Origin of the sequence: Nocardioides turkmenicus (assembly GCF_011045035.1) — a bacterium.
GTDB lineage: Bacteria > Actinomycetota > Actinomycetes > Propionibacteriales > Nocardioidaceae > Nocardioides > Nocardioides turkmenicus.
Map to the genome: position 1 here is coordinate 216695 of NZ_JAALAA010000008.1, position 21495 is coordinate 238189.

A 21495-nucleotide genomic window follows, 5' to 3' on the forward strand; every position below is an offset into this window, starting at 1 on the left:
GCTGCACCCTAACCGTTCACCGACGCGACCAGGTCAACGCCTTCGGAGGCGACGACGGTGGCCGTCACGAGATCACCCGGACGTACGTCCTCGACATCACCCTCGAGCGACGTCATCCCGTCGACCTCCGGGCCCTGGTGGGCAGCTCGGCCCAGAACCTCGCCGTCGGCGACTTCCTCGACGAGCACGACGACCTGCTCCCCGATCCGCTCCTCGGCGCGCTGTGCGGTGAGTTCCTCGACGAGCTCGTTGACGTGCTCGACGCGGGCGCGGATCTCGTCCTCGTCCAGCTTGATCTCGTCGGAGAACGCAGCGGCCTCGGTGCCTTCCTCGTCGGAGTAGCCGAAGACGCCGGTGACGTCCATGCGCGCGGCGACCAGGAAGTCGGTAAGGATCTGCAGGTCCTCCTCGGTCTCGCCGGGGAAGCCGACGATGACGTTGGACCGCACCCCTGCCTCCGGCGCGTACGCACGGATCTGCTCGAGCAGGCCCAGGAAGCTCTCCGGGTCGCCGAACCGCTTCATCCGCCGGAGCACCGCGTTGGAGGCGTGCTGGAAGCTCAGGTCGAAGTAGGGCGTCACGCCGGGCGTGGTGGCGATGACCTTCAGCAGGTCGGGCCGGGTCTCGGCGGGCTGCAGGTAGGAGACGCGGACGCGCTCGATGCCGTCGATGCCGGCCAGCTCCGGCAGGAGCGTCTCGAGCAGCCGGATGTCACCGAGGTCCTTGCCGTAGGAGGTGGAGTTCTCCGAGACCAGGAAGAGCTCCTTGACGCCCTGCTGGGCCAGCCACTGCGCCTCGTGGAGCACGTCGGAGGGGCGTCGCGACACGAACGAGCCGCGGAACTGCGGGATCGCGCAGAAGGTGCAGCGCCGGTCACAGCCCGAAGCGAGCTTCAGCGGCGCCCACGGGGCGTCGTCGAGCCGCGTACGTCCCGCGAAGCCGGGCACCTGGTCGACCGCGGCCATGCCGGGGACCGAGATGGCGGAGGCGTCGCGCTCGACCGGGGAGATCGGGAGCAGCAGGCGCCGGTCCTGGGGCGTGTGTGGGTGGTGGGTCTCGCCACTGAGGATGGAGCGGAGCTTGGCAGCGATGTCGGGGTAGTCGTCGAAGCCGAGCACGGCGTCGGCCTCGGGCAGCTCGGCGGCCAGGTCCTTGCCGTAGCGCTCGGCCATGCAGCCGACCGCCACGACCGCCTGAGCGCGGCCCGTCTCCTTGAGGTCAGCGGCCTCGAGCAGCGTGTCGACGGAGTCCTTCTTCGCCTGCTCGACGAACCCGCAGGTGTTGACGACCACCGTGTCGGCCTCGTCGGGGTCGGACACCAGGCGGAACCCGCCGGCGGTCAGACGTCCGGCGAGCTCCTCGGAGTCCACCTCGTTACGGGTGCATCCGAGGGTCACCATGGCGACCGACAGGAGGGGCTGGTCGGTCTCGGCGGAGGGTTCGGTCGCAGTGCTCATCACCGTGAAGTATGACGGGCGCACACGCCTGAGACCGAACCCTCGCGCCGGGACCTGTGTCGAGCCGGGTGGATCAGTCGGGCACCGAGCCCGGCTTGACGGAGAGGACCGGGCAGGCCGCGCCGAGCAGGATCCGCTGGGCGACGCTGCCCATCAGCAGCTTGCCGACCGGCGTACGCCGCCGCAGACCGACCACGATCAGCTTGGCCTCGAGCTGCTCGGCGGCGTCGAGGACGGCTCCGGCGACATCCGGGTCGATGGACTGCCGGATCTCGTGGGGCCGGCCGGACTCGGTCAGCCGGCGCTCGAGCTCGCTGACCTGCTCCTCGAGCGCGAACCGGTCGTCGACCAGGGCGTCGCCCCGGGAGGCGTTGACGACCACGACACCACGGTCGCGACGCTCGGCGTCGGCCAGCGCCCAGTCGAGCGCGACCGAGCCGTAGACGTCAGGCGCCCACGCCACGACCACCCAGCCACCTGCGGGAGTCTCACTCATCAGTGCACCTGCTCCTTCTCGTCCTCGACGGAGGCCGACTCGTCGGCCCGTGCCCGGGCCCGGGCGATGAACGGCCGGCCCAGGATGAACAACGCGATCAGCACGTAGACGACCACCGCCAGCGGCTCGTTCAGCAACCCACCGTAGTCGCCGCCCGAGATGGTCAGCGCCTCACGCAGCTTGGTCTCCATCAGCGGGCCCAGGATGACGCCGAGGATCAGCGGCAGCACCGGCAGGCCGAAGCGGCGCATCATCAGGCCGAGCAGACCGAACGCGACCAGCAGCCCGATGTCGAACGGGTCCAGGTTGGTGGCGTACGCACCCAGGCAGGCGAAGAACAGGATCCCCGCGTAGAGCTGCGGACGCGGGATCCGCAGCAGCCGGGCCCACAGCGGCGCCAGCGGCAGGTTGAGCACCAGCAGCAGGGTGTTGCCGATCAGCAGGCTGGCCAGCAGCGTCCACACCAGGTCGGCGTGGTCGGTCATCAGCTGCGGACCCGGGGTGATGCCGTAGCCCTGCAGCGCCGAGAGCATGACCGCCGCGGTGGCCGTCACCGGCAGCCCGAGTGCCAGCATCGGCACGAACATGCCGGCGGCCGAGGCGTTGTTGGCCGCCTCCGGACCGGCGACACCCTCGATGGCGCCCTTGCCGAACTCGTTGTGCTTGGAGAGCTTCCGCTCGGTCAGGTAGGAGAGAAAGGTCGGGATCTCGGCGCCACCGGCCGGGAGCGCCCCGAACGGGAACCCGAACGCGGTGCCGCGCAGCCACGGCTTCCACGAGCGGCCCCAGTCGTCGCGCGACAGCCACGGACGGCCGACGGGGATCACGTGCGCCGGGCGCCGGCGCAGGTGAGCGGCCACCCACAGCGCCTCGCCGAGGGCGAAGATGCCGACCGCGACGACCACGATGTCGAGCCGGTCGACGAGCTGGGTCACCCCGAAGGTGAGCCGCGGCTGACCGGTGTTGAGGTCGAGGCCGACCAGGCCGATCGTCAGCCCGAGGAACAGCGCGGCGAACCCGCGCAAGGCCGAGGTACCGAGCACCGTCGTGGTCATGACCAGCGCCAGGACCATCAGCGCGAAGTAGGACGGCGCACCCAGCTCGACGGCCACGTCGGCCAGGGCCGGCGAGAAGAAGGCCACCAGGATCGTGCCGATGGTGCCGGCGACGAACGAGCCGACCGCGGCGGTCGCCAGCGCCTGCGCGCCACGCCCCGCCCGGGCCATCCGGTTGCCCTCCAGCGCCGTCATCACCGAGGCGGACTCCCCCGGTGTGTTCAGCAGGATCGACGTGGTGGAGCCGCCGTACATGCCGCCGTAGTAGAGGCCGGCGAACATGATGAACGCGCTGGTCGGCTCGAGCCGGTACGTCACCGGCAGCAGCAGCGCGATGGCCATCGCCGGCCCGATACCGGGCAGCACGCCGACGAAGGTGCCCAACAGCACGCCGATGGCGGCGTAGAGCAGGTTCATCGGGGTCAGGGCGGACTCGAGCCCACCCATGAGCAGTTCGAAGTTCTCCATCAGTCAGTCCTCACAGGATCCCGTCGAGTACGCCAGGGGTGAGCGGGATGCCCAGGCCGACGTAGAAGGCGTACCAGCTGCCGATCGCCAGGACGAGCCCGACGATCACGTCGCGCACCATCGTGCGGCTGCCGAGGGACCAGGCGGCGCCGGCGAACAGCACCGCGCCCGAGATGGCCCAGCCGAGCAGGTTGACGGTCGCGACCGTGAACAGCAGGACCGCGACCAGCTTGAGGACCGTCAGCCAGTCGGCCGACGAGCTCAGGTCGACGTCCTCGCCCTCCTCGGGCTCCGGCTGGGAGCCGCGGGCGGTGGCGACCGCAAGCAGCACACCGACCAGGACGAGGCCGGCGCCGATGACGTACGGGAAGACGCGGGGTCCGACCGGGTCGGCGAAGCCGACGTCGAGGCCGGCGGCGTCGATGATCGTGTAGATCCCGACGACGACCATGAAGGCGGCCAGGCCGAACTGGCCGACGTCGACCCGGCGCCGGGCCGGCGGGTTCTCGGGTCGGGTCTCGGGGTGGGTGTCGTGGACGCTCACAGCAGATCCAGCTCCTTCAGGGTCGAGGCGACGCGCTGGTCCTGCTCGACCAGCAGCTTGTCGAAGTCGTCGCCGGTCACGAAGGCGTCGGTCCAGCCGTTGTCCTTCAGCGCCTGCTGCCACTGCTTCGAGTCGTGCATGCGGGTGAGCAGGTCGATGAGCTCCTGGCGGCGCTCGTCGCTGATGCCCGGCGGGGCGAGCACGCCGCGCCAGTTGAGGAAGACCAGGTCGATGCCGCTCTCGGTCAGCGTGGGCGCGTCGGCGAAGACGCCGGAGGCGCGCTCGTCGCCGGAGGTGGCGAGCACCCGGAGCTCGCCGGCCTTCACCTGGCCCTCGAACTCGGCGAGACCGGAGAAGCCGACGTCGATCTTGTTGCCGAGCAGCGCGCTGGTGAGCGGGCCACCGCCGTCGTAGGTGACGTACTTGACGTCCTTCGGGTCGATGCCGGCGGCCTCGGCCAGCTGCATCGGGAAGAGGTGGTCGGGGCCACCCGGCGAGGAGCCGCCGCCGACGACGACGGAGTCGGGGTCCTCGCGCCAGGCCTTCACCAGGTCGTCGATGGTCTTGTACGGCGAGTCGGCCGGGACCAGCACGCCCTCCTGCTCCTCGATGAGCTGGGCGATCGGGGTGGCGTCCTGGGGGCGGGCGTCCACGCCGAAGGAGTAGGTCGAGCCGACCACGCCCAGGCCGATGGTCATGAGCAGGTTGCCGTTGCCCTCCTCGCTCATGAGGCGGGACATCGCGACGGAGCCGCCGGCGCCCAGGATGTTGGTCACCTGGATGTCGCCGCCGGTCAGGTTGTCGCGGTCGAGGACGCCCACGGCCGCCCGGCCGGTCTGGTCGTAGCCGCCGCCGGGGCTGTTGGGGATCCACATGTCGAGGTCACGGGACTCCTCGCCACGGGTCACGCCGCAGGCGGATGCCGCGGCGAGCAGGCAGGTCACGAGCACCACGGTGAGGGCGCGGGTTCGGCGTATGCTCGCTGCCCGACGCGTTGGCCTCTGCCGGCTCGGATCGGGCGGGGACTGCGATGTCGGCGTCGACAACGGCTGGCCTCCAGACTCAGGGGATGAAACGGTCAGTGGCGATGGTCACAGTCCGCGGTGACCGCCGTCACCATTGGGCAACCAAAGGAGGTTGTGGAACTTGTGGTCACAGGGTTCGCGCCGCCACCTGTCGCTGGCTGGGCAGGTGCTGGTGCTGCAGCTCTCGGTGCTGCTGCTCGTCGTCGTGGCGACCAGCATCGTGTCGCTGCGGCAGAGCGACGCCGACTTCCGTGACTCCCGCGAGGACCGGCTGCGTGCCGCGGCGGAGAGCCTGGCCGGCACCGCGGCCGTGCAGGACGGGCTGACCGGCACCCCCGACCGGCTGGCGCTGGCCTTCTACCTGCAGACCCGCGCCGCCGACGCCGGCGCCGACACCGCCTACCTCACCGGACTGGACGGCAAGGTGCTCGTCGCGACCGACCCGACCCGCGTCGGCGAGACCCTCGATCTCGGCGGGGCCGAGGCGAGCCGGGCCTGGTCGGGCGACATCGACGACGCCGGCCGGCGCGCGATCGCGGCGCAGGTCCCGGTCTACGGCGGCGGCTCGACCGGCACCGACCCCCAGGCCCCACGACCCGTCGGCGTGGTCGTGGTGACCGAGGACTACCCGCCGCTCACCGAGCGCATCGCGCGCACCTGGGCCGACGCCGTGACCGTGCTGCTCGCCGGCCTCGCGCTCGGCGTGCTGGGGTCGTGGTTGCTGGCGCGGCTGATCAAGCGGCGTACGCGTGGCCTGGAGCCCCGCGACATCGCCGCCCTCGCCGACCACCGTGAGGGCCTGCTGCGCTCGATCCGCGAGGGGGTGCTGGCCGTCGGCGCCGACGGCCGGGTCAGCCTGATGAGCGACAGCGCCCGCGAGCTGCTCGGGCTGAGCGAGGACCCGACCGGGCGCCGCCTCGACGGGCTCGGTCTGCCCGCCGAGACGCTCGCGCTGCTCAGCGGGACCGAGGAGGTGCACGACGCGCCGCTCGTCGCCGGCGACCGAGTGCTCGTGCTCAACCGCAACCGGGTCCACCACGACGGCCGCCCCGCCGGCACCGTCACCACCCTGCGCGACCGCACCGAGCTCGTCGCGCTGCAGAGCGAGCTCAACGCCCGCGAGAGTGTCACCGAGACCTTGCGTGCGCAGACCCACGAGTTCTCGAACCAGCTGCACACGATCACCGGGCTGCTCGAGCTGGAGGAGTACGCCGAGGTGGGCCGCTTCGTCACCGGGCTGACCGCCCGCCGGGCCGCTCTGAGCGACCACATCACCTCGCGGATCGACGACCCGGCGGTGGCGGCCCTGCTGATCGCCAAGGCCAGCCTGGCCGCCGAGCGGCGGGTGAGCATCGAGCTCGACTCCGCCAGCTCGCTCCCCCGGCTCACCCCGGACGGCTCCGCGGACGTCGTCACCGTCCTCGGCAACCTGGTCGACAACGCCGTCGACGCGGCCGCGCTGGTCGGACCGATGGACGGCCGCGTCGGCGTACTCCTCACGGCCGAGGGCGAGACCGTGACCGTCCGGGTCTCCGACACCGGCGGCGGGGTGCCGGCCGAGCGGCTGCCCGAGATCTTCCGGCGCGGCTTCAGCACCAAGCCGCGCGATGCCAGCGGCCGCGGCGTGGGACTCGCGCTGGTCCAGCTGGTGTGCCGTACGCGCGGAGGCGAGGTCGAGGTGGAGAATACCGGGTCGGCGGAGCGCCCCGGAGCGGTCTTCATCGCCACCCTCCCCGGCGCCGTCCCGCTCGCACCACCCGCCACCACCGCCCCCGAGGAGACCCGATGACGTCCACACCGGAGCTCACCGTGCTCGTGGTCGAGGACGACTTCATGGTGGCCTCGATCCACACCCGCTTCGTCGAGCGCGTCGATGGGTTCCGGGTCGTCGGCGTGGCCGCCACCGGATCCCAGGCGCTCGAGGAGACCGCCCGCCTCTCCCCCGACGTGCTGCTGCTCGACGTGCACCTGCCCGACTTCAGCGGCATCGAGGTGCTGCGCCGGCTGCGCGCACGCGGCGACGACACCGACGTCATCGTCATCACCGCCGCCCGTGAGGCCGACACCGTGCGCGCGGCGGCGGCCGGAGGTGCCGCTCACTACGTGGTCAAGCCGTTCCCGTTCGAGGACCTGGCGGCCCGGCTCGACGACGTACGCCGCTCCCGCGAGGCGCTCGCCCGGATCGGGCAACGCACCGAGGGGTCCGAGGGCGCGGGCGACCGCGACGTGGTGCAGGCCGGCATCGACGAGGTGTTCAGCCACCAGGGCGCCCGCGAGGCACGGGAGCGGCTGCCGAAGGGGCTCAGCGCCGAGACCGCCCGGGCCGTACTGGCCGCGCTGCGGTCGGCCGGCGAGCTGAGCGCCACCGAGTGCGCCGACGCGATCGGGGTCTCCCGGGTCAGCGCGCGCCGCTATCTCGAGCACTTCGCGAGCACGGGCCGGATCGGCGTACGTCTCAACTACGGCACCGCCGGGCGGCCCGAGCGCCGCTACCGGGCGACGTTCGACGGATAGTACCGGGCGCGCTTGCGCCAACCATGCTGTGACTCTCCGGTCTGGGCCGCGACCTCGGCCGGTGCTAAGGGACCTCGGAAACATCGCAGCACCCATGCCATACCAACCTCATAGACTAGCGATGCTTCAGGTATGCGTTGACCCTGGCCGTAGTGGATATGTCACCCCAACCCGACTCTAGAGATTCCATGCCCCAAATCAGGGATACATCTTATGATCTCTTGTGCGTCCCTCCCTGTCATTAAACGATAGGCCCCCATTACCGCAGCAGTCCCTTACCATGGAAGAACAACCGACGAAGGGTCCGAAGGAAATGTTGGAGAGTCTCGCGCTGAAGTTGGGGGCCGCTATAGCGACACGCGGCATGACGGTATGGATCCAACATCGAAACAAAGAGTTCCTACGCGGCGCAACCCTTCTCGAAATCGCCGCACACGAACTCAAAGGACCACTTCAGAGGCACAAGTTTTCGAACTTTGTTAACCAAGTCGGCACCAACGTAGCGGACCAACTGAGTCAGACACTCGAACAGAGATTTTCGGCCCTACCCCCGCACGAGACGGAGGCAGCCCTTCTCGCAGTGACAGACGCCATCAACGCTGTTGAGATCACAGACGCAATGATCTTCGCGGCCGACGCCGACCCCGATACGCTTGCGAAGCAGGTTCGCGCCACAGTACCCGATCAAGCAGACAAAGCTGCGCTGTCCGCTGGCGCCTGTCAACTCTACGAAACCGCGTTGGACCAGTCCTGCCGGTACTTGATCCAAGTGGTTCTTCAACTCCAGCCCTTTGCCAATCACGCTCTCGCAGAAATCCTTGGACGAACCAGTAATCTCTCCGACCAGTTGACCGAAGTTCTCGCGCGAACCCCAGCGACTAGTCTGTTGGCGCCTCGTGGTTCGACATTCGATGACGAGTTCTGTGTCGAGTATATGCGATATATCGCGCGTGAACTGGATCGTCTAGAGCTACTAGGCTTGCCCGCCGTAAGCCAACCCCACCTCGCGCTATCAGTCGCGTACCTCACCTTGAACTGCACGGGTGAGGAACGACTCAGCCGATCACGGAGAAATAGACTTAGTACTCCGAACCGCCTCGGTCACATCGAGGAACCAGGATTCATCGACGACCTCTCCGTGGAGTCAGTCATTGGACAATCGAATCGAACTCTTATTAGGGGTGACGCGGGATCCGGAAAGACAACCCTGCTCAATTGGCTCGCGGTGCGAGCTGCCCGCCATGACTTTAGCGGCACTCTAGGAGACTGGAACGGATTGGTGCCGCTGCCGATCAGGCTGCGCACATTCAACGGTAGCGACCTGCCTAGACCCGAGGAATTCGTCCAGCATGTCGCCCCATCGATCTCCGCGACTATGCCGGAGGGCTGGGCACACCGTCGCCTAAGTGCAGGTACCGCTCTCGTACTAGTTGACGGCGTAGACGAGGTTCCGGCTAGCCGGCGACGCGGCGTAAAGAAGTGGCTGCGCGAACTGGTAAGAACCTTTCCAAAGTCACGAGTCGTGGTTACGTCTCGAACTGCCGCCGCGGATCATCGCTGGCTTGCAGACGAGGAGTTCGCTTCTTTCTTACTCAATCCTATGGGGAACCTGGAAATTACCGAGTTTGTTACGCGCTGGCATGCCGCAGCCGCCAGCTCCCCGAATATCGACGACATCGCCGCCACCCAGCGAAGGTTGATGAGCCGCCTTGAACAGCCACATCTGCGTGAATTGGCGGAAAGCCCGCTACTGTGCGCGATGTTGTGCGCCCTCAACCTTGCCCACCGGGTCGAACTTCCGCGAAGTCGGATGGATCTATACGCCGCCGCGTTGCGAATGCTCCTTCACCTGCGCGATTCCGAAAGGGGCATAACAACCCCGCTCGACGCACGTCACAAGCAGATCATCCTTCGCGACCTTGCCTGGCGACTAACCCTAGGAAACAAAATTGAACTATCGTATCTCGAGGCCAGTTCACATGTCGAGCGCAAAATTCTGTCGATGCCAGATGTTGGCGACGAGAACAACGAGATACTCACACACCTTCTAGAGCGGAGCGGAGTTCTACGCTCTCCCGTACCCGACAGGGTCGATTTTGTACATCGGACATTCCAGGAGTACTTGGCAGCAGACGAGGCAGTTGCCCACGACCACGTCGACACGCTGGTTTCGCATGCCCATTTAGACGGATGGTGGGAGACTATCGTGATGGGATGTGGGCATGCCAACGCCACCCAGGCTGGGTCGCTAATCTCGGGCATACTAGATCGCGCGGATCAGGAGTCACGCCATGGCCGCCATCTTCGCCTCCTCGCTGCGGCTTGCCTAGAGACGATCGGCGACATCGATCGCACCATCTATGACAGAGTGGAAAGCGATATAAGAAAACATTTGGTGCCGCCGAAAGGGCGGCGCGAGGCCAGGTCGCTCGCGTCGATCGGAAGCCGTGTCCTCAGATACCTCCTGGACAACCTGGATCAACTATCTGAAGCAGTCGCGGCCGCGACCGTCCGCGTCGCCACGTTAGTCGGAAGCTCAGATGCGATTCCACTTCTGTCCAGGTACGCAAGCGACCCACGGCTACCCGTGCAGTCTCAGATTGGTGATGGGTGGAGACATTTTGAACCCGAGCGGTACGCGCACGAAATCCTCGCAGAAGCGCCTTTAATGGATGGCGAGCTTACAGTTTCATCGAGGGTCCATCTACCGTTCGTATCATTGCTGCGGAAACTGACTCAACTTCGGGTGATGCTAACGACATCAGGAAAAGTTGAGGACCTTGATGTTCTGGCCGGAACGCCACATCTCACTGACTTGATGTTATACGGACTCGTGCCCGACACTATTGACCTCTCGGCCATCGCAGAGCATACCGAACTGCAACGACTTTCCGCGGCGGCAATGAACTTCCGCGGCCTCAAGGAACTTGGAGAGCTTCCCAACCTTGAGACGCTGATGCTTCAGCAATTGCGCGGCGAGATGGATCTGAGTTTTCTGGACTATACTCCAAACTTGGAACATCTCCATGTTCGGCACCCAGGCGAGTCAGCCATTGATCGCATTGTCCGACTTCCCAAATTGAAGTCACTCCATCTCAGCAACTATAACGACAACGCATTATCAATGCTCGGAGAACTGCCCGAACTCGAGTACCTCGGGCTGATGTTCCCGAACGAAGGGGGTGATCCTTCGATCAATTCATTGCGTTTTCCCCGAGTATCTGGCTTATCCCTAGGAGGATTCCAGGCACCGCGCTTCGACGAGATAGCAGAGCTACCTTTGTCCTATATCGATTTGCACGATATTTCGGACGCAGACTTGAGTCCACTTCGCAAGATCTCAACGCTCAATATTGTATCGCTTGATAGCGGCCCCTTCGACCTATCACCCCTTAGTGAAATGACCCTGACTCTTCGCCTAAGAAAGGGTGGCACCTACTTGGGGCTTGATAAACTCAACCCGAGCGTAACAACCGACTACTGGTGACGCGGCTTACCGCTTCAGTTTTCGGTTCGGCGCAGATGGGCGCTCGATTGAGTACGCACGGAGGACCGGCTCAGGCGGACTCGCGGATCACCAGCCGGGTCGGGAGCACGACGGAGGCCTCGACCTCCTCGCCCTCCACCAGACGGAGGATCTGCTCGGCGAGGCGGGTGCCGATCTCGTGGATCGGCTGGTGCACCGTGGTCAGCGGCGGGTCCGTGAACCGGGCCGCGTCGACGTCGTCGAACCCGATCACCGCCACGTCGTCGGGCACCCGGCGACCGAGCCGGCGCAGCGTACGCAGGGCGCCGTCGGCCATCAGGTCGGAGGCCGCGAAGACGCCGTCGATGTCGGGATCGCGGGCCAGCAGCCGCTCCATGGCGTCCATGCCGGACTGGCGCATGAAGTCGCCCTCCTCGACCAGCGGTGCGGCTCCCAGCGCTTCCAGGCCGTTGAGGTAGCCCGCGAGCCGCTCGCGGCCGGCCACCATGTCCTGCGGCCCGGCGATGGTCGCGATCCGGCGCCGGCCCAGGCCGACGAGATGGCGCATCGCCGCCTCGACCCCGCTGGCGTGCTCGACGTCGATGTAGGGGACGGTGGCCTCGCCCAACGGCCGACCGCTGGTGACGACCGGCACCCCCGCCGCCCGCAGCTCCTCGGGCAGGGTGTCGGCGCCGTGCATCGAGGCGAGCACGACGCCGTCGACGGTCCGCCCGTGCACGTAGCGCAGGATCCGGTCGTGGCTCGACTTCGTCGACGCGAGCAGCAGGACGAGCTGCTTGTCGGCCTTCTCCAGCGCCTCCCCGACGCCCCGGATGACGCCCGGGAAGAAGGCGTCGTCGGAGAAGACCCGGGTGGCGGACTCGGGCAGGATCAACGCGATCGAGTCCGTACGCTGCGTCACCAGGCTCCGCGCCGCCGGGTTCGGCACGTAGCCGAGCTCGGCGATGGCCCGCCGGATGCTCTCGGCGACGTCGGGGCGCACGGTGGTGGAACCGTTGACGACGCGGGAGACCGTCGCCCTCGAGGCCCCGGCCGCCCGCGCCACCGTCTCCAGCGTCGGTCGGCCGGCCGGGGTCTCGTTCATGAGTGGAACCTATCGCCTCCGGCTCATCGGGAGAACGTGAACCAGTTGACGTTGACGAAGTCGGCCGGCTGACCGCTGGTGAATCTCAGGAAGACCGTGTGCGTGCCGGTCACCCCGCTGATGCTGCCCGGGACCGTACGCCAGCTCTGCCAGCCTCCGGTGTTGGCCACCGAGAAGCTGCCGATCGGCGCGTTGTTCACGTTGTCGAGCCGCACCTCGACCAGGCCGCTGACCCCGGCAGCCGCGCCCGAGGCGACCCGTGCGGAGAACGTACGCGCTGCAGTCGAGCCGAAGTTCACGCCGTCGTAGCGGAGCCAGTCGCCGTTGCTGAGGTAGCCGACGTTCTGACCGCCTCCGGTGTCGGTGGTCGCCTCGGTCTGGGTGCCGCTCTGGGCGTTGTAGGACTCGGCCTGGATGGTGGAGTAGGCATCACGGTTGCCCGGGACCGGCGGGTCGGTCGGCTCGGTGGTGCCACCGCCCTTGGAGTAGACCGCGACGTAGTCGACCAGCATCGGCACCCCGGAGGCGGTCGCCGAGGTCGGGTTGCCCGGCCAGCCGCCACCGATGGCGACGTTGAGGATGATGAAGTAGCCGTGGTTGGTCGCGTTGTTCCAGGTGGTCGCGTCGACCTGGTCCGAGCGGACGGTGTGGTAGTTCACGCCGTCGACGTAGAACCGGATCTGCTGCGGGCTGGTGCTGCGGTCCCACTCCATCGCGTAGGTGTGGAACGACGACTGGCAGGTCGAGCCGGGGCAGCCCTGCAGGGTTCCACCGAGGCCGGTGGTCTCGTTGCACGGGCCGCCGGGCGAGGTGCCGCAGTGCAGCGTGCCCCAGACCTGGTTGGCGCCGTTGATGTTCTCCATGATGTCGATCTCGCCGACGCCCGGCCAGTTCCAGTAGTTGCCCCGGAACGGCGCGCCGAGCATCCAGAAGGCCGGCCAGATGCCCTGCGCCGCGGCGCCGGTGACGTTCGGCATCTGGATGCGGCTCTCCACGCGGAGCACCCCGCCCGCCGGCGGCTGGAAGTCGGTCCTGACGGTCTCGATGCGCCCCGAGGTCCAGTTGCCGGCGCCGTCGCGGATCGGCTTGATCACCAGGTTGCCGGAGCCGTCCTGGTAGACGTTCTGGGTGCTGTCGGTGTGGTACGCGATCTCCCCGGTGCCCCAGTTGGCGGCACCGCCGGGGTAGGAGTGACCGATGTCGTAGATCCAGTTGCTCGTGTTGATCCGCGACCCGGCCGCACCGGTGAAGTCGTCGCTCCACACCTTGGTCCAGCCGGCCGGGGTGCCCGGCTCCGACGCCTCGCTGAATGTCGCCAACGGCAGAGCCACTGCGACCACGCCCGCGGCGATGGCAGCGGCTGCCCATGCTCTGAAACTTCTCATGAATGACTCGCTTTCCGAGGAACGAGCGACGAGTTCTTCGACTCGTGAGAGCGCTCTCTCGAACGATCTTCCCAAATTCATGTGAGGCAGATCACAAAAGCCGTCATTCTTTAACTAGCCGCGAACGCGCCGACGAGGAGCTTCGACGATGAGGAGACGTGCCATGCCGCGTACGACACCTGTCCGACGAATCCGACCCAGCCGACTGGCCCTGGTCCCGCTCGCCGCGGCCCTGATCGCGGCCTCGCTGGCCGCCTGCGGAGGGGGCGGCTCGGGCGAGGCCGACGGGACGATCACCGTCTGGACCGTCGAGACCCAACCAGAGCGGCTGCAGGTCCAGCAGACGGCGATGGACGCGTGGTCGAAGAACTCGGGGGTGAAGGTGAAGCTGGTGCCGGTCGAGGAGGACCAGATCAGCCAGCAGGTCTCCGCAGCTGCTCTCTCCGGCGAGCTTCCCGACGCGGTCAACGCCATCTCTCCCGGCCTCGTACGCGCCTTCGACCGTGACGAGCTGCTCGACCGCGAGGCAGCGACGGCCGTGGTCGAGAGCCTCGGTGAGGACACCTTCTCCGAGCCCGCGCTCGAGCTGTCGAAGGAGGGCGACGAGTACGTCGCGGTGCCCTCCGACGCCTGGCCGATGATGGTCTACTACCGCACGGATCTGTTCGAGAAGGCTGGCCTGGAGCCTCCGACGACGTACGACGCCCTGCGCACGGCGGCCGAGAGGCTCACCACCAGCAAGCAGCACGGCATCACCCTCGCCACCGACGCCGCCGACCCCTTCACCCAGCAGACCCTCGAGTTCCTGGCGCTCGGCAACGGCTGCCAGCTCGTCGACGAGGACGGTCAGGCCACCCTCGACAGCCCCGAGTGCGCCGAGACCGTCGATCTCTACGCAGACCTGGCCGGTGACCTCTCCCCCGACGGCACCCAGAGCGTGGAGTCGACCCGCGCGACCTACCTCAGCGGGCAGGCGGCGATGGTGGTCTGGTCGGCCTTCCTGCTCGACGAGATGGCCGGCCTGGTCGAGGAGTTCACGCCCAGCTGCGCCGAGTGCGCCAAGGACCCGGCGTACCTGTCCGAGAACACCGCGGTGACACCGATCGTCGAGGGTCCGTCCGCCGAAGGCGACGCGGCGGGCTACGTCGAGCTGGTCTCCTGGGGCCTCATGGACGGTGCCGACGAGGAGACGGCCGACTTCGTGGAGTACATGATGTCGGACGCGTACGTCGACTGGCTCTCGATGGCACCGGTGGGCAAGGTGCCCGTGCGGACCGGTCCGGAGTCGGGATCGACGGAGTACACCGACGCCTGGGAGGGCCTGAAGATCGGGGTCGACACCCAGAAGGCGTTCTCCGAGGCGTGGTCTCCCGAGGTGCTGGAGACGCTCAGCACCGCACCCGACGGCGGCGACCGGTGGGCCATCCCGCAGGGGCAGGGGGCGATCCTCGGACCGCTGACCAGTGAGCTCCCGCTGGCCAAGGTCGCCGCAGACGTCGGCGCCGGGACCACGGACGCGGCCGAGGCACAGCAGCAGATGCAGGAGGCAGTCACCGACATCGCCGAGCGCGAGTAGCCCGACATGGCATCGCCCCGGGTCTCGCTCCGGACGGATGCACGCGACGGGATCGCACTGATCACCCCGGTGACCGTGGTCGTCGGCGCGGTGATCGTGCTACCGATCCTGTGGACGGTGGTGCTGTCGTTCCAGGACGCCCGCTACATCGACGTCGCCCGCAACGGGCTGCTCAACGAGCTCACGCTGGACAACTTCACCTCCGTGCTCACCGATGACGGCTTCTGGGAGGCGATGTTGACCACGGTGGAGTACTCGGTGGGCACCACCCTCGGCTCCATCGTCGTCGGTCTCGTCGCGGCGCTCGCCTTCCGTGACGCCTTCCGGTTCCGCGCTCCGCTGCGGGCGGTGATGCTGCTGCCGTACGTCGCACCGGTCGTCGCCACCACGTTCGTGTGGCAGGTCGCGCTGAACCCGCAGTACGGCGTCGTCAACGCGTTCGGGACGGAGATCCTCGGCTGGGAGCGGCCGGTGCCGTTCCTGTCGACCGCGCCGACCGCGCTGCTCACCGTGATCGCCTACGACATCTGGCGCTACTTCCCGTTCGCGTTCATCTTCCTCGGCGCTGCGCTGACCGGGCTGAGCCGCGAGCTGGAGGAGGCCGCGGTGGTCGACGGCGCCACCCCGCTGCAGAAGTTCTGGCATGTGGTGCTGCCACAGCTGATGCCCACGATCGCACTGCTGGCGCTGTTCCGGATGGTGATGGCGTTCAACGAGTTCGACGACATCTTCCTGCTCACCGGTGGGGCCGCCGACACCCAGGTCGCCTCGATCCGCGTCTACGAGCAGCTGACCGGCTCGTCCGACATCGGCGGCGCCAGCGCGACCGCCGCGGTGATGGCCGTCTTCCTGGGCCTGGCGCTGGTGGTCTACCTGCGCCTGACCGGCCGCTTCAGGGAGGTGGCCCGATGAGCGCCGCAGCCGTCCAGACACGGGTCCTGCGTGTGCTCCGGGTCGTGGTCATCGTGGCGCTGGTGGCGGCGACGGTGCTGCCGTTCGCCTACATGGTCTCGTTGAGCTTCGTACGCATCGAGGACCTGCTCCGCGACCCGTTGCGGGTCGTCCCGGCGCTCGACCGGATCACCACCGAGACCTACCGCCAGGTGCTCGCCTCGGAGGAGGACGGCGGATGGGGGTTCGGCCGGTTCATGCGCAACTCAGCCCTGGTCGCCCTCGCCGCGGCGGCTCTCACCACCCTGCTCTGCGTGCCGGCCGCGTACGCCCTGACCCGGTTGCGCTTCGCCGGGCGCCGCCAGATCGGTGCGCTGTTCCTGGCGGTCTACCTGTTCCCGACGATCATCATCGCGGTGCCGGTCTTCGTCGGCTTCCAGGTGCTGGGGCTCGGCTCCAGCCTGATCGGGCTGGTCATCGCGTACATCGCTCTCACGGTGCCGGTCAGCGTGCACATGCTGCGCAACCACCTCGCCCAGATCCCGGAGTCGATCGACGAGGCCGCGGTGCTCGACGGCGCCGGCCGGATCCAGACGATGCTCCGCATCACGATCCCGCTCGCGCTGCCGACCATCATGTCGACCGCCCTCTACTCGTTCATGATCGCCTGGAACGAGTTCCTCTTCGCGCTTCTCTTCCTCTCGGCGAAACCCGAGCTGTGGACGGTGTCCCTGGGCCTGACTCGTCTCTCCGACGGGCAGGAGGTCGCCCGAACCGTGCTCATGGCCGGCTCGGTGCTCCTCACCCTGCCGATCATCCTGCTCTACGCCGTGGCCGAGCGAGCCCTCACCGAGGGCCTGGCCGCAGGAGCCGACAAGGGGTAGACGGTAGACCGACCTAGCCCGCGGTGTAGGTGCGCTGCGCAGCCTCGCCGGTCTTGCCGAGAGCCTTGGCCTTGCCGTCGCCGACCGCGACCTTGAGCGAGCCGTCGGAGGTCTGGACGCGCAGCGGCGGGGTGACCTGGAGCTGCTTGGACTCGCCGAAGGCGAGGTCGCCGCTGAAGACCACCTTGCCGCGCGAGTCGCGGACGACGACGTGGGCGCCGCCGCCGGCGGCGGAGATCGTCACCGGGACGGGCGAGGCCTTGCCGTAGGGGCTGTCGGTGCCGGCGGAGCCGTCGAGCTGGATCGCACCGGCCTCGGGCTGGTGCTGGGTGCCGTCGATGACCAGGCGGGCGACCGACCAGACCAGGATCACCGCCATCACCGCGGCAACCAGCACCGACCACGACGGACCGCCACGCATCCGCCGGACCGGACGGACCGCGGCGCTGTGGGCGAGCTCGGCCTCGAAGACGGCGCGCGGGCTGACCGGGCCGGAGGCGTACTTCTCGTCGTAGGTGCGCAGCAGCGGGGCGACCTCGATACCGAGGACGCGGGCCAGCGTACGGAGGTGGCCGCGGGCGTAGAAGTCACCGCCACAGGGGCCGAAGTCGTCGACCTCGATCGCCTCGATGACGTGCGGACGGATCCGGGTCCACTCGGCCAGACCCTCGACGTCCAGGGCGAGCCGACGGCGGGCCGCCGAGATCTCGGCACCGATCTCGGGGACCTTCGTCGGGACGACCTCGGTGGCCACGTCGTCGACGTCGTCGACACCGTCGATGCGGAGACTGGGGTTCGTCGAGGAGAGCGCCTTGACACCCTCGTCGGGCTCGGAGTCCTCGCCCGACTCGATCGCGAACACCTGGGTCTGCGCGTCCACCTCGGCGGCATCGGCCTCGGCGTCCGTCTCGGCCGGGTCGAGCTGGAGCGCGTTGGCACCGTGGACCGCGATGGTCTCCTGCGGCTCCTCGGGCACGTAGCGTACGTCGACCCGGACCGCCGTCGAAGGCTCGCGCAGCGGCGCGACCGGCTCCGCCTTCGCCTCGGCCTTCACCTCGGCATCGGGGTCGGCCTTCGGCGTCGTCTCGTCCTTCGTAGTGTCCCGATCCACCTGGTCCCGCTTCGCCTCGTCCGCCACGTCCGCGGCATTGATATCAGGCTCGTCCAAGACGCGGAGCATCCGGGGGTTGGTGTCCCCGGCGCCCCCGGACAGGGGCGGGCGGACGGCGGTGTCGCCGTCGTCGACCGGGGTCTCGCCGACGATGCCGTCGACGTCCTCGTCGATCCGGTCACCGGCCTCCTCGGCGGTGTTCTCGTCGGTGTCCGACTCCGGATCCGCCGCGAGACCGGGGTCGATCTCGACGACCTCGACACCGTCGGCGGCGACGATCGCGATGGCTTCGGTGACGTCGTCACCGGCGCCGAGGACACGCGTCGAGAGGCCCAGCGGCAACGAGAACGGCAGGCCGTAGAGGCGCTCGGTCAGCATCGCCTGGCGCCGGGCGGTCGGCGAGAGCTCCTCGAGCACCTCGTCCTCGTCGTGGAGGAGCACACCGATCCGGCCGTCCTTCCAGAACCGCTCGATCCCGTCCGGGCGCGGGGTGTGCTCGACGGACTCGATCTTCGACCACGGGATGCCCTGCCAGGTCTGGCCGAAGCGGAGTCGTACGCCCTGCTCGTCGACGAGCAGCAGCGGCATCCGGGAGTCCCAGGCGGTCCAGCCCTGCACCGCAGCGACGGCGAGCAGGATCAGGCCGACCAGGTAACCCTCGATGCCGCCGCGCAGCACGAAGGCGAGACCGACCAGCAGCGACGCGAGGGCCACCACGAGCGCGAGCCGGCCGTTGCGGCGTACCTCGATGACGTCGACGTCCGGCGCCTCGACGGCGTCGGTGGTGTCGACGGTGTCGACGGGATCGGTGGTCTCGGCAGGGTCGACGGTCTCGACCGCCGGTGAATTCTCGCTCACATCTCCCCCTGGATCGTTGCGATGACGCCGTCGATCTCGTCCGGCTTGACGAGTACGTCGCGTGCCTTGGAGCCCTCGGAGGGACCGACCACGCCGCGCGACTCGAGGATGTCCATGAGGCGGCCGGCCTTGGCGAACCCGACGCGGAGCTTGCGCTGCAGCATCGAGGTCGAGCCGAACTGGGTCGAGACGATCAGCTCGATCGCCTGGATCACCAGGTCCATGTCGTCGCCGATGTCGTCGTCCAGCACCCGCTTGGACTCCGCCGGCGCGGTCACGTCGTCGCGGTAGACCGGCTCGAGCTGGCCCTTGACGGACTTCACGACCGCGTTGATCTCCGACTCGGAGACCCAGGAGCCCTGCACACGGATCGGCTTGGAGGAGCCCATCGGCAGGAACAGCCCGTCACCCTGACCGACCAGCTTCTCCGCACCCGGCTGATCGAGGATGACGCGGGAGTCGGCCAGCGACGAGGTCGCGAAGGCGAGCCGCGAGGGCACGTTGGCCTTGATCAGACCGGTGACGACGTCGACCGACGGTCGCTGCGTGGCCAGCACCAGGTGGATGCCGGCGGCACGCGCGAGCTGGGTGATGCGTACGACCGCGTCCTCGACGTCGCGCGGGGCGACCATCATCAGGTCGGCGAGCTCGTCGACGATGACCAGCAGGTAGGGGTAGGGCGACAGCACCCGCTCGGAGTCGGGCGGGACCTGCACCTTCCCGGCGCGGACGGCCTTGTTGAAGTCGTCGACGTGACGGAAGCCGAAGTTGGCCAGGTCGTCGTAGCGCATGTCCATCTCGCGTACGACCCAGGCCAGCGCCTCGGCGGCCTTCTTCGGGTTGGTGATGATCGGCGTGATGAGGTGCGGCACGCCCTCGTAGGCGTTGAGCTCGACCCGCTTGGGGTCGACCATGATCATCCGCACCTCGTCGGGCGTGGCCCGCATCAGCACGGAGGTGATCATCGAGTTGATGAAGGACGACTTACCCGAGCCGGTCGCACCTGCGACCAGCAGGTGGGGCATCTTGGCGAGGTTGGCGACCACGAAGCCGCCCTCGACGTCCTTGCCGACACCGGTGATCATCGGGTGGTGGTCGCCGCGCGCCGCGTTGGAGCGGAGCACGTCACCCAGGGTGACGATCTCCTTGTCGGAGTTGGGGATCTCGACGCCGACGGCGGACTTGCCGGGGATCGGCGAGAGGATGCGTACATCGGCGGAGGCCACCGCGTAGGCGATGTTCTTCTGGATCCCGGTGATCTTCTCGACCTTCACGCCGGCGCCGAGCTCGACGACGTAGCGGGTGACCGTCGGTCCCCGGGTGTAGCCGGTGACCGCGGCGTCGATGTTGAACTCCTCCAGCACCGCCTGGAGCCGGTTGACGATGTCGTCGGAGGCCTTCGAGCGCGCCTTGTGCGGCGAGCCCGGCTTGAGCAGGTCGCTGGCGGGAAGGGTGTAGGCGACGTCGCCGGCCAGCATCAGCTGCTCGACGCGCTGCGGCAGCTCGGCGTGGGGCGGCGGCTCGAGGTCGCGCTTCGCGCCCGGCTTCGGGCCCGTCTCGGAGACGGCCGGCATGAGTCCGGCAGCGTCGCTGGGGACGGCCTCGTCGGGCTGGGTGTCGGCGTCGGAGTCCTCGTCGAGGGCGAGCGCGATGTCGAGCCCGTCCTTCTTGCGCTTCTTCTTGGGCTTCTCGTCCTCGAGCAGCGGGGTCTCGTAGGGTTCGAAACCCTCCGGGTCGAAGGTGTCGTCGTCGGCGAAGAGCTTGCCGCCGCGGCGGACCCGGCGGATGTTGGTGCCGCTCTCGCCCAGCTCCTCGGGCGGGGTCAGGCCGAGCGCGCGGTCGCGCAGCTCCACGAGCCGCCTCGGCACCTGGTAGAGCGGCGTCCCGGTGATGACCAGGATCCCGAAGACGACGAGAAGAGACAGGAGCACGACGACCACGGCCGTCGAGCGCAGGACGTCGAGCAGGAGGCTGGCCACGACGTAGCCGATCGCGCCCCCGGCCCACTGCAGCTCGCTGCTGTCGCCCGAGGTGGGCTGCGGGTTGCCGTTGGCGATCTGGATGATGCCGAGCGTGGCCATCAGGAACGCGGACCAGCCGATCGCGAGCCGCCCCACCGGAGCGGCGTTGACCGGGTCGCGCATCAGCCGGGCGCCGGCGAAGACGAGACCGACCGGCACCAGCCAGCCGACCTTGCCGACGACGCCGGCCACCGCGATGCGGACGACGTCGAAGAACTGCCCGCCCAGCTGAAACCACACACCGGCGGCGACGAGGACGGAGAGGCCGATCAGGAACAGGCCGGCGCCGTCGCGCCGGTGCTCCGGCTCGAGGTCGCTGGCAGCCTGGCCGCCGACGCGGAAGATCGCGGCCACTCCCCCGGCGATCGCCAGCCACAGGCTCGCGATGGTCGAGAAGATGGCGTCGAAGAGGATCGCGATCGGGCTGGGCCCGTTGCGTACGGCACGGGGTGGCGTACGGTTCGTCGTCTTCTTCTTGGCGGCAGGACGGCGGGTGGCCGGCGTCGCCTTGGAGCGGGCCCGGCTCGTGGCCGTTGCTCGCTTTGTCGTGGTCGTACTCCGGGGACGGGTGCTCTTGGTGGTGGTCGAGCTCCGCGAACCCGGCGGGGAAGACGTACGGGTCGCCATACAAGCAGGGTA

Annotated in this window: 15 protein-coding genes; 6 read left to right on the top strand and 9 right to left on the bottom strand. The window is 68.3% G+C overall.

Going from position 1 to position 21495, the window contains the following annotated elements; all coding sequences use genetic code 11:
- Positions 1-8: 8 nt before the first annotated feature.
- The 5 genes from rimO to G5C66_RS11740 all read right to left on the bottom strand — a co-directional run bounded on the left by rimO (position 9) and on the right by G5C66_RS11740 (position 4964).
- Positions 9-1412 carry a 30S ribosomal protein S12 methylthiotransferase RimO gene (gene rimO, locus G5C66_RS11720; protein WP_206444000.1) on the bottom strand — a complete coding sequence of 468 codons (1404 nt, stop codon included), beginning with the start codon at positions 1410-1412 and terminating at the stop codon, positions 9-11.
- A gap of 118 nt (positions 1413-1530) precedes the next feature.
- Positions 1531-1953 (bottom strand): universal stress protein, encoded by a 423-nt coding sequence (locus G5C66_RS11725; protein WP_206443969.1) that lies wholly within the window; start codon positions 1951-1953, stop codon positions 1531-1533.
- Positions 1953-3476, bottom strand: coding sequence for a tripartite tricarboxylate transporter permease (locus tag G5C66_RS11730; protein ID WP_165111135.1), 1524 nt, complete (start codon positions 3474-3476; stop codon positions 1953-1955). Before G5C66_RS11730 ends, G5C66_RS11725 begins: the two co-directional genes overlap by 1 nt.
- A 10-nt stretch (positions 3477-3486) precedes the next feature.
- The gene (locus tag G5C66_RS11735) at positions 3487-4020 is read right to left on the bottom strand and encodes a tripartite tricarboxylate transporter TctB family protein (protein WP_165111136.1); all 534 of its coding nucleotides are present in this window, start codon (positions 4018-4020) and stop codon (positions 3487-3489) included.
- A complete protein-coding gene (locus G5C66_RS11740) occupies positions 4017-4964 on the bottom strand; it encodes a Bug family tripartite tricarboxylate transporter substrate binding protein (RefSeq protein ID WP_338144151.1) in 948 nt (315 codons plus the stop codon). The genes G5C66_RS11735 and G5C66_RS11740 overlap by 4 nt, the downstream gene beginning before the upstream one ends.
- 202 nt (positions 4965-5166) lie before the next feature.
- Between G5C66_RS11740 and G5C66_RS11745 the strand changes: the two genes are divergently transcribed.
- The 3 genes from G5C66_RS11745 to G5C66_RS11755 all read left to right on the top strand — a co-directional run bounded on the left by G5C66_RS11745 (position 5167) and on the right by G5C66_RS11755 (position 11046).
- Complete coding sequence (locus tag G5C66_RS11745; protein ID WP_165111137.1) at positions 5167-6834, top strand: sensor histidine kinase; 1668 nt, start codon at positions 5167-5169, stop codon at positions 6832-6834.
- Positions 6831-7559: a response regulator gene (locus G5C66_RS11750; RefSeq protein ID WP_165111138.1), complete on the top strand. Its 729-nt coding sequence runs from the start codon at positions 6831-6833 to the stop codon at positions 7557-7559. Before G5C66_RS11745 ends, G5C66_RS11750 begins: the two co-directional genes overlap by 4 nt.
- Positions 7560-7872: 313 nt before the next feature.
- The gene (locus G5C66_RS11755) at positions 7873-11046 is read left to right on the top strand and encodes an NACHT domain-containing protein (RefSeq protein ID WP_420901739.1); all 3174 of its coding nucleotides are present in this window, start codon (positions 7873-7875) and stop codon (positions 11044-11046) included.
- Between the two features lie 70 nt (positions 11047-11116).
- Here G5C66_RS11755 and G5C66_RS11760 read toward each other — a convergent pair whose 3' ends face one another.
- Together G5C66_RS11760 and G5C66_RS11765 are read right to left on the bottom strand one after the other, a co-directional pair.
- Entirely contained in the window at positions 11117-12130 is a 1014-nt protein-coding gene (locus G5C66_RS11760; protein ID WP_165111140.1) for a LacI family DNA-binding transcriptional regulator, read from the bottom strand.
- A 23-nt stretch (positions 12131-12153) separates the two neighbouring features.
- Positions 12154-13515, bottom strand: a complete 1362-nt coding sequence (locus G5C66_RS11765; RefSeq protein WP_165111141.1) for a glycoside hydrolase family 16 protein — start codon at positions 13513-13515, stop codon at positions 12154-12156.
- A gap of 148 nt (positions 13516-13663) precedes the next feature.
- On the opposite strand from G5C66_RS11765, the gene G5C66_RS11770 reads away from it, so the two are divergent.
- From G5C66_RS11770 to G5C66_RS11780, 3 genes are read left to right on the top strand one after another with little or no spacing between them, the layout of a single operon-like run.
- Entirely contained in the window at positions 13664-15091 is a 1428-nt protein-coding gene (locus tag G5C66_RS11770; protein ID WP_165111142.1) for an ABC transporter substrate-binding protein, read from the top strand.
- A 6-nt stretch (positions 15092-15097) separates the two neighbouring features.
- Positions 15098-16003: a carbohydrate ABC transporter permease gene (locus G5C66_RS11775; RefSeq protein WP_165111143.1), complete on the top strand. Its 906-nt coding sequence runs from the start codon at positions 15098-15100 to the stop codon at positions 16001-16003.
- On the top strand, positions 16000-16866 hold the full coding sequence (locus G5C66_RS11780; RefSeq protein WP_165111144.1) for a carbohydrate ABC transporter permease: 867 nt from the start codon (positions 16000-16002) through the stop codon (positions 16864-16866). Before G5C66_RS11775 ends, G5C66_RS11780 begins: the two co-directional genes overlap by 4 nt.
- Positions 16867-16879: 13 nt before the next feature.
- On the opposite strand, the gene G5C66_RS26800 is transcribed toward G5C66_RS11780, so the two are convergent.
- Both G5C66_RS26800 and G5C66_RS11790 read right to left on the bottom strand, forming a co-directional pair.
- On the bottom strand, positions 16880-18835 hold the full coding sequence (locus tag G5C66_RS26800) for a helix-turn-helix domain-containing protein (RefSeq protein WP_165111145.1): 1956 nt from the start codon (positions 18833-18835) through the stop codon (positions 16880-16882).
- Positions 18832-21483 carry an FtsK/SpoIIIE family DNA translocase gene (locus G5C66_RS11790; protein WP_206443970.1) on the bottom strand — a complete coding sequence of 884 codons (2652 nt, stop codon included), beginning with the start codon at positions 21481-21483 and terminating at the stop codon, positions 18832-18834. Before G5C66_RS11790 ends, G5C66_RS26800 begins: the two co-directional genes overlap by 4 nt.
- Positions 21484-21495: the final 12 nt, after the last annotated feature.

Bases quoted from the DNA above. Each gene is read 5' to 3' on its own strand.
- G5C66_RS11730 (WP_165111135.1), bottom strand. From the start codon at position 3,476: ATGGAGAACTTCGAACTGCTCATGGGTGGGCTCGAGTCCGCCCTGACC.
- G5C66_RS11725 (WP_206443969.1), bottom strand. From the start codon at position 1,953: ATGAGTGAGACTCCCGCAGGTGGCTGGGTGGTCGTGGCGTGGGCGCCT.
- G5C66_RS11780 (WP_165111144.1), top strand. From the start codon at position 16,000: ATGAGCGCCGCAGCCGTCCAGACACGGGTCCTGCGTGTGCTCCGGGTC.
- G5C66_RS11760 (WP_165111140.1), bottom strand. From the start codon at position 12,130: ATGAACGAGACCCCGGCCGGCCGACCGACGCTGGAGACGGTGGCGCGG.
- G5C66_RS11755 (WP_420901739.1), top strand. From the start codon at position 7,873: ATGTTGGAGAGTCTCGCGCTGAAGTTGGGGGCCGCTATAGCGACACGC.
- G5C66_RS11790 (WP_206443970.1), bottom strand. From the start codon at position 21,483: ATGGCGACCCGTACGTCTTCCCCGCCGGGTTCGCGGAGCTCGACCACC.
- G5C66_RS11750 (WP_165111138.1), top strand. From the start codon at position 6,831: ATGACGTCCACACCGGAGCTCACCGTGCTCGTGGTCGAGGACGACTTC.
- G5C66_RS11765 (WP_165111141.1), bottom strand. From the start codon at position 13,515: ATGAGAAGTTTCAGAGCATGGGCAGCCGCTGCCATCGCCGCGGGCGTG.
- G5C66_RS11770 (WP_165111142.1), top strand. From the start codon at position 13,664: ATGAGGAGACGTGCCATGCCGCGTACGACACCTGTCCGACGAATCCGA.
- G5C66_RS11775 (WP_165111143.1), top strand. From the start codon at position 15,098: ATGGCATCGCCCCGGGTCTCGCTCCGGACGGATGCACGCGACGGGATC.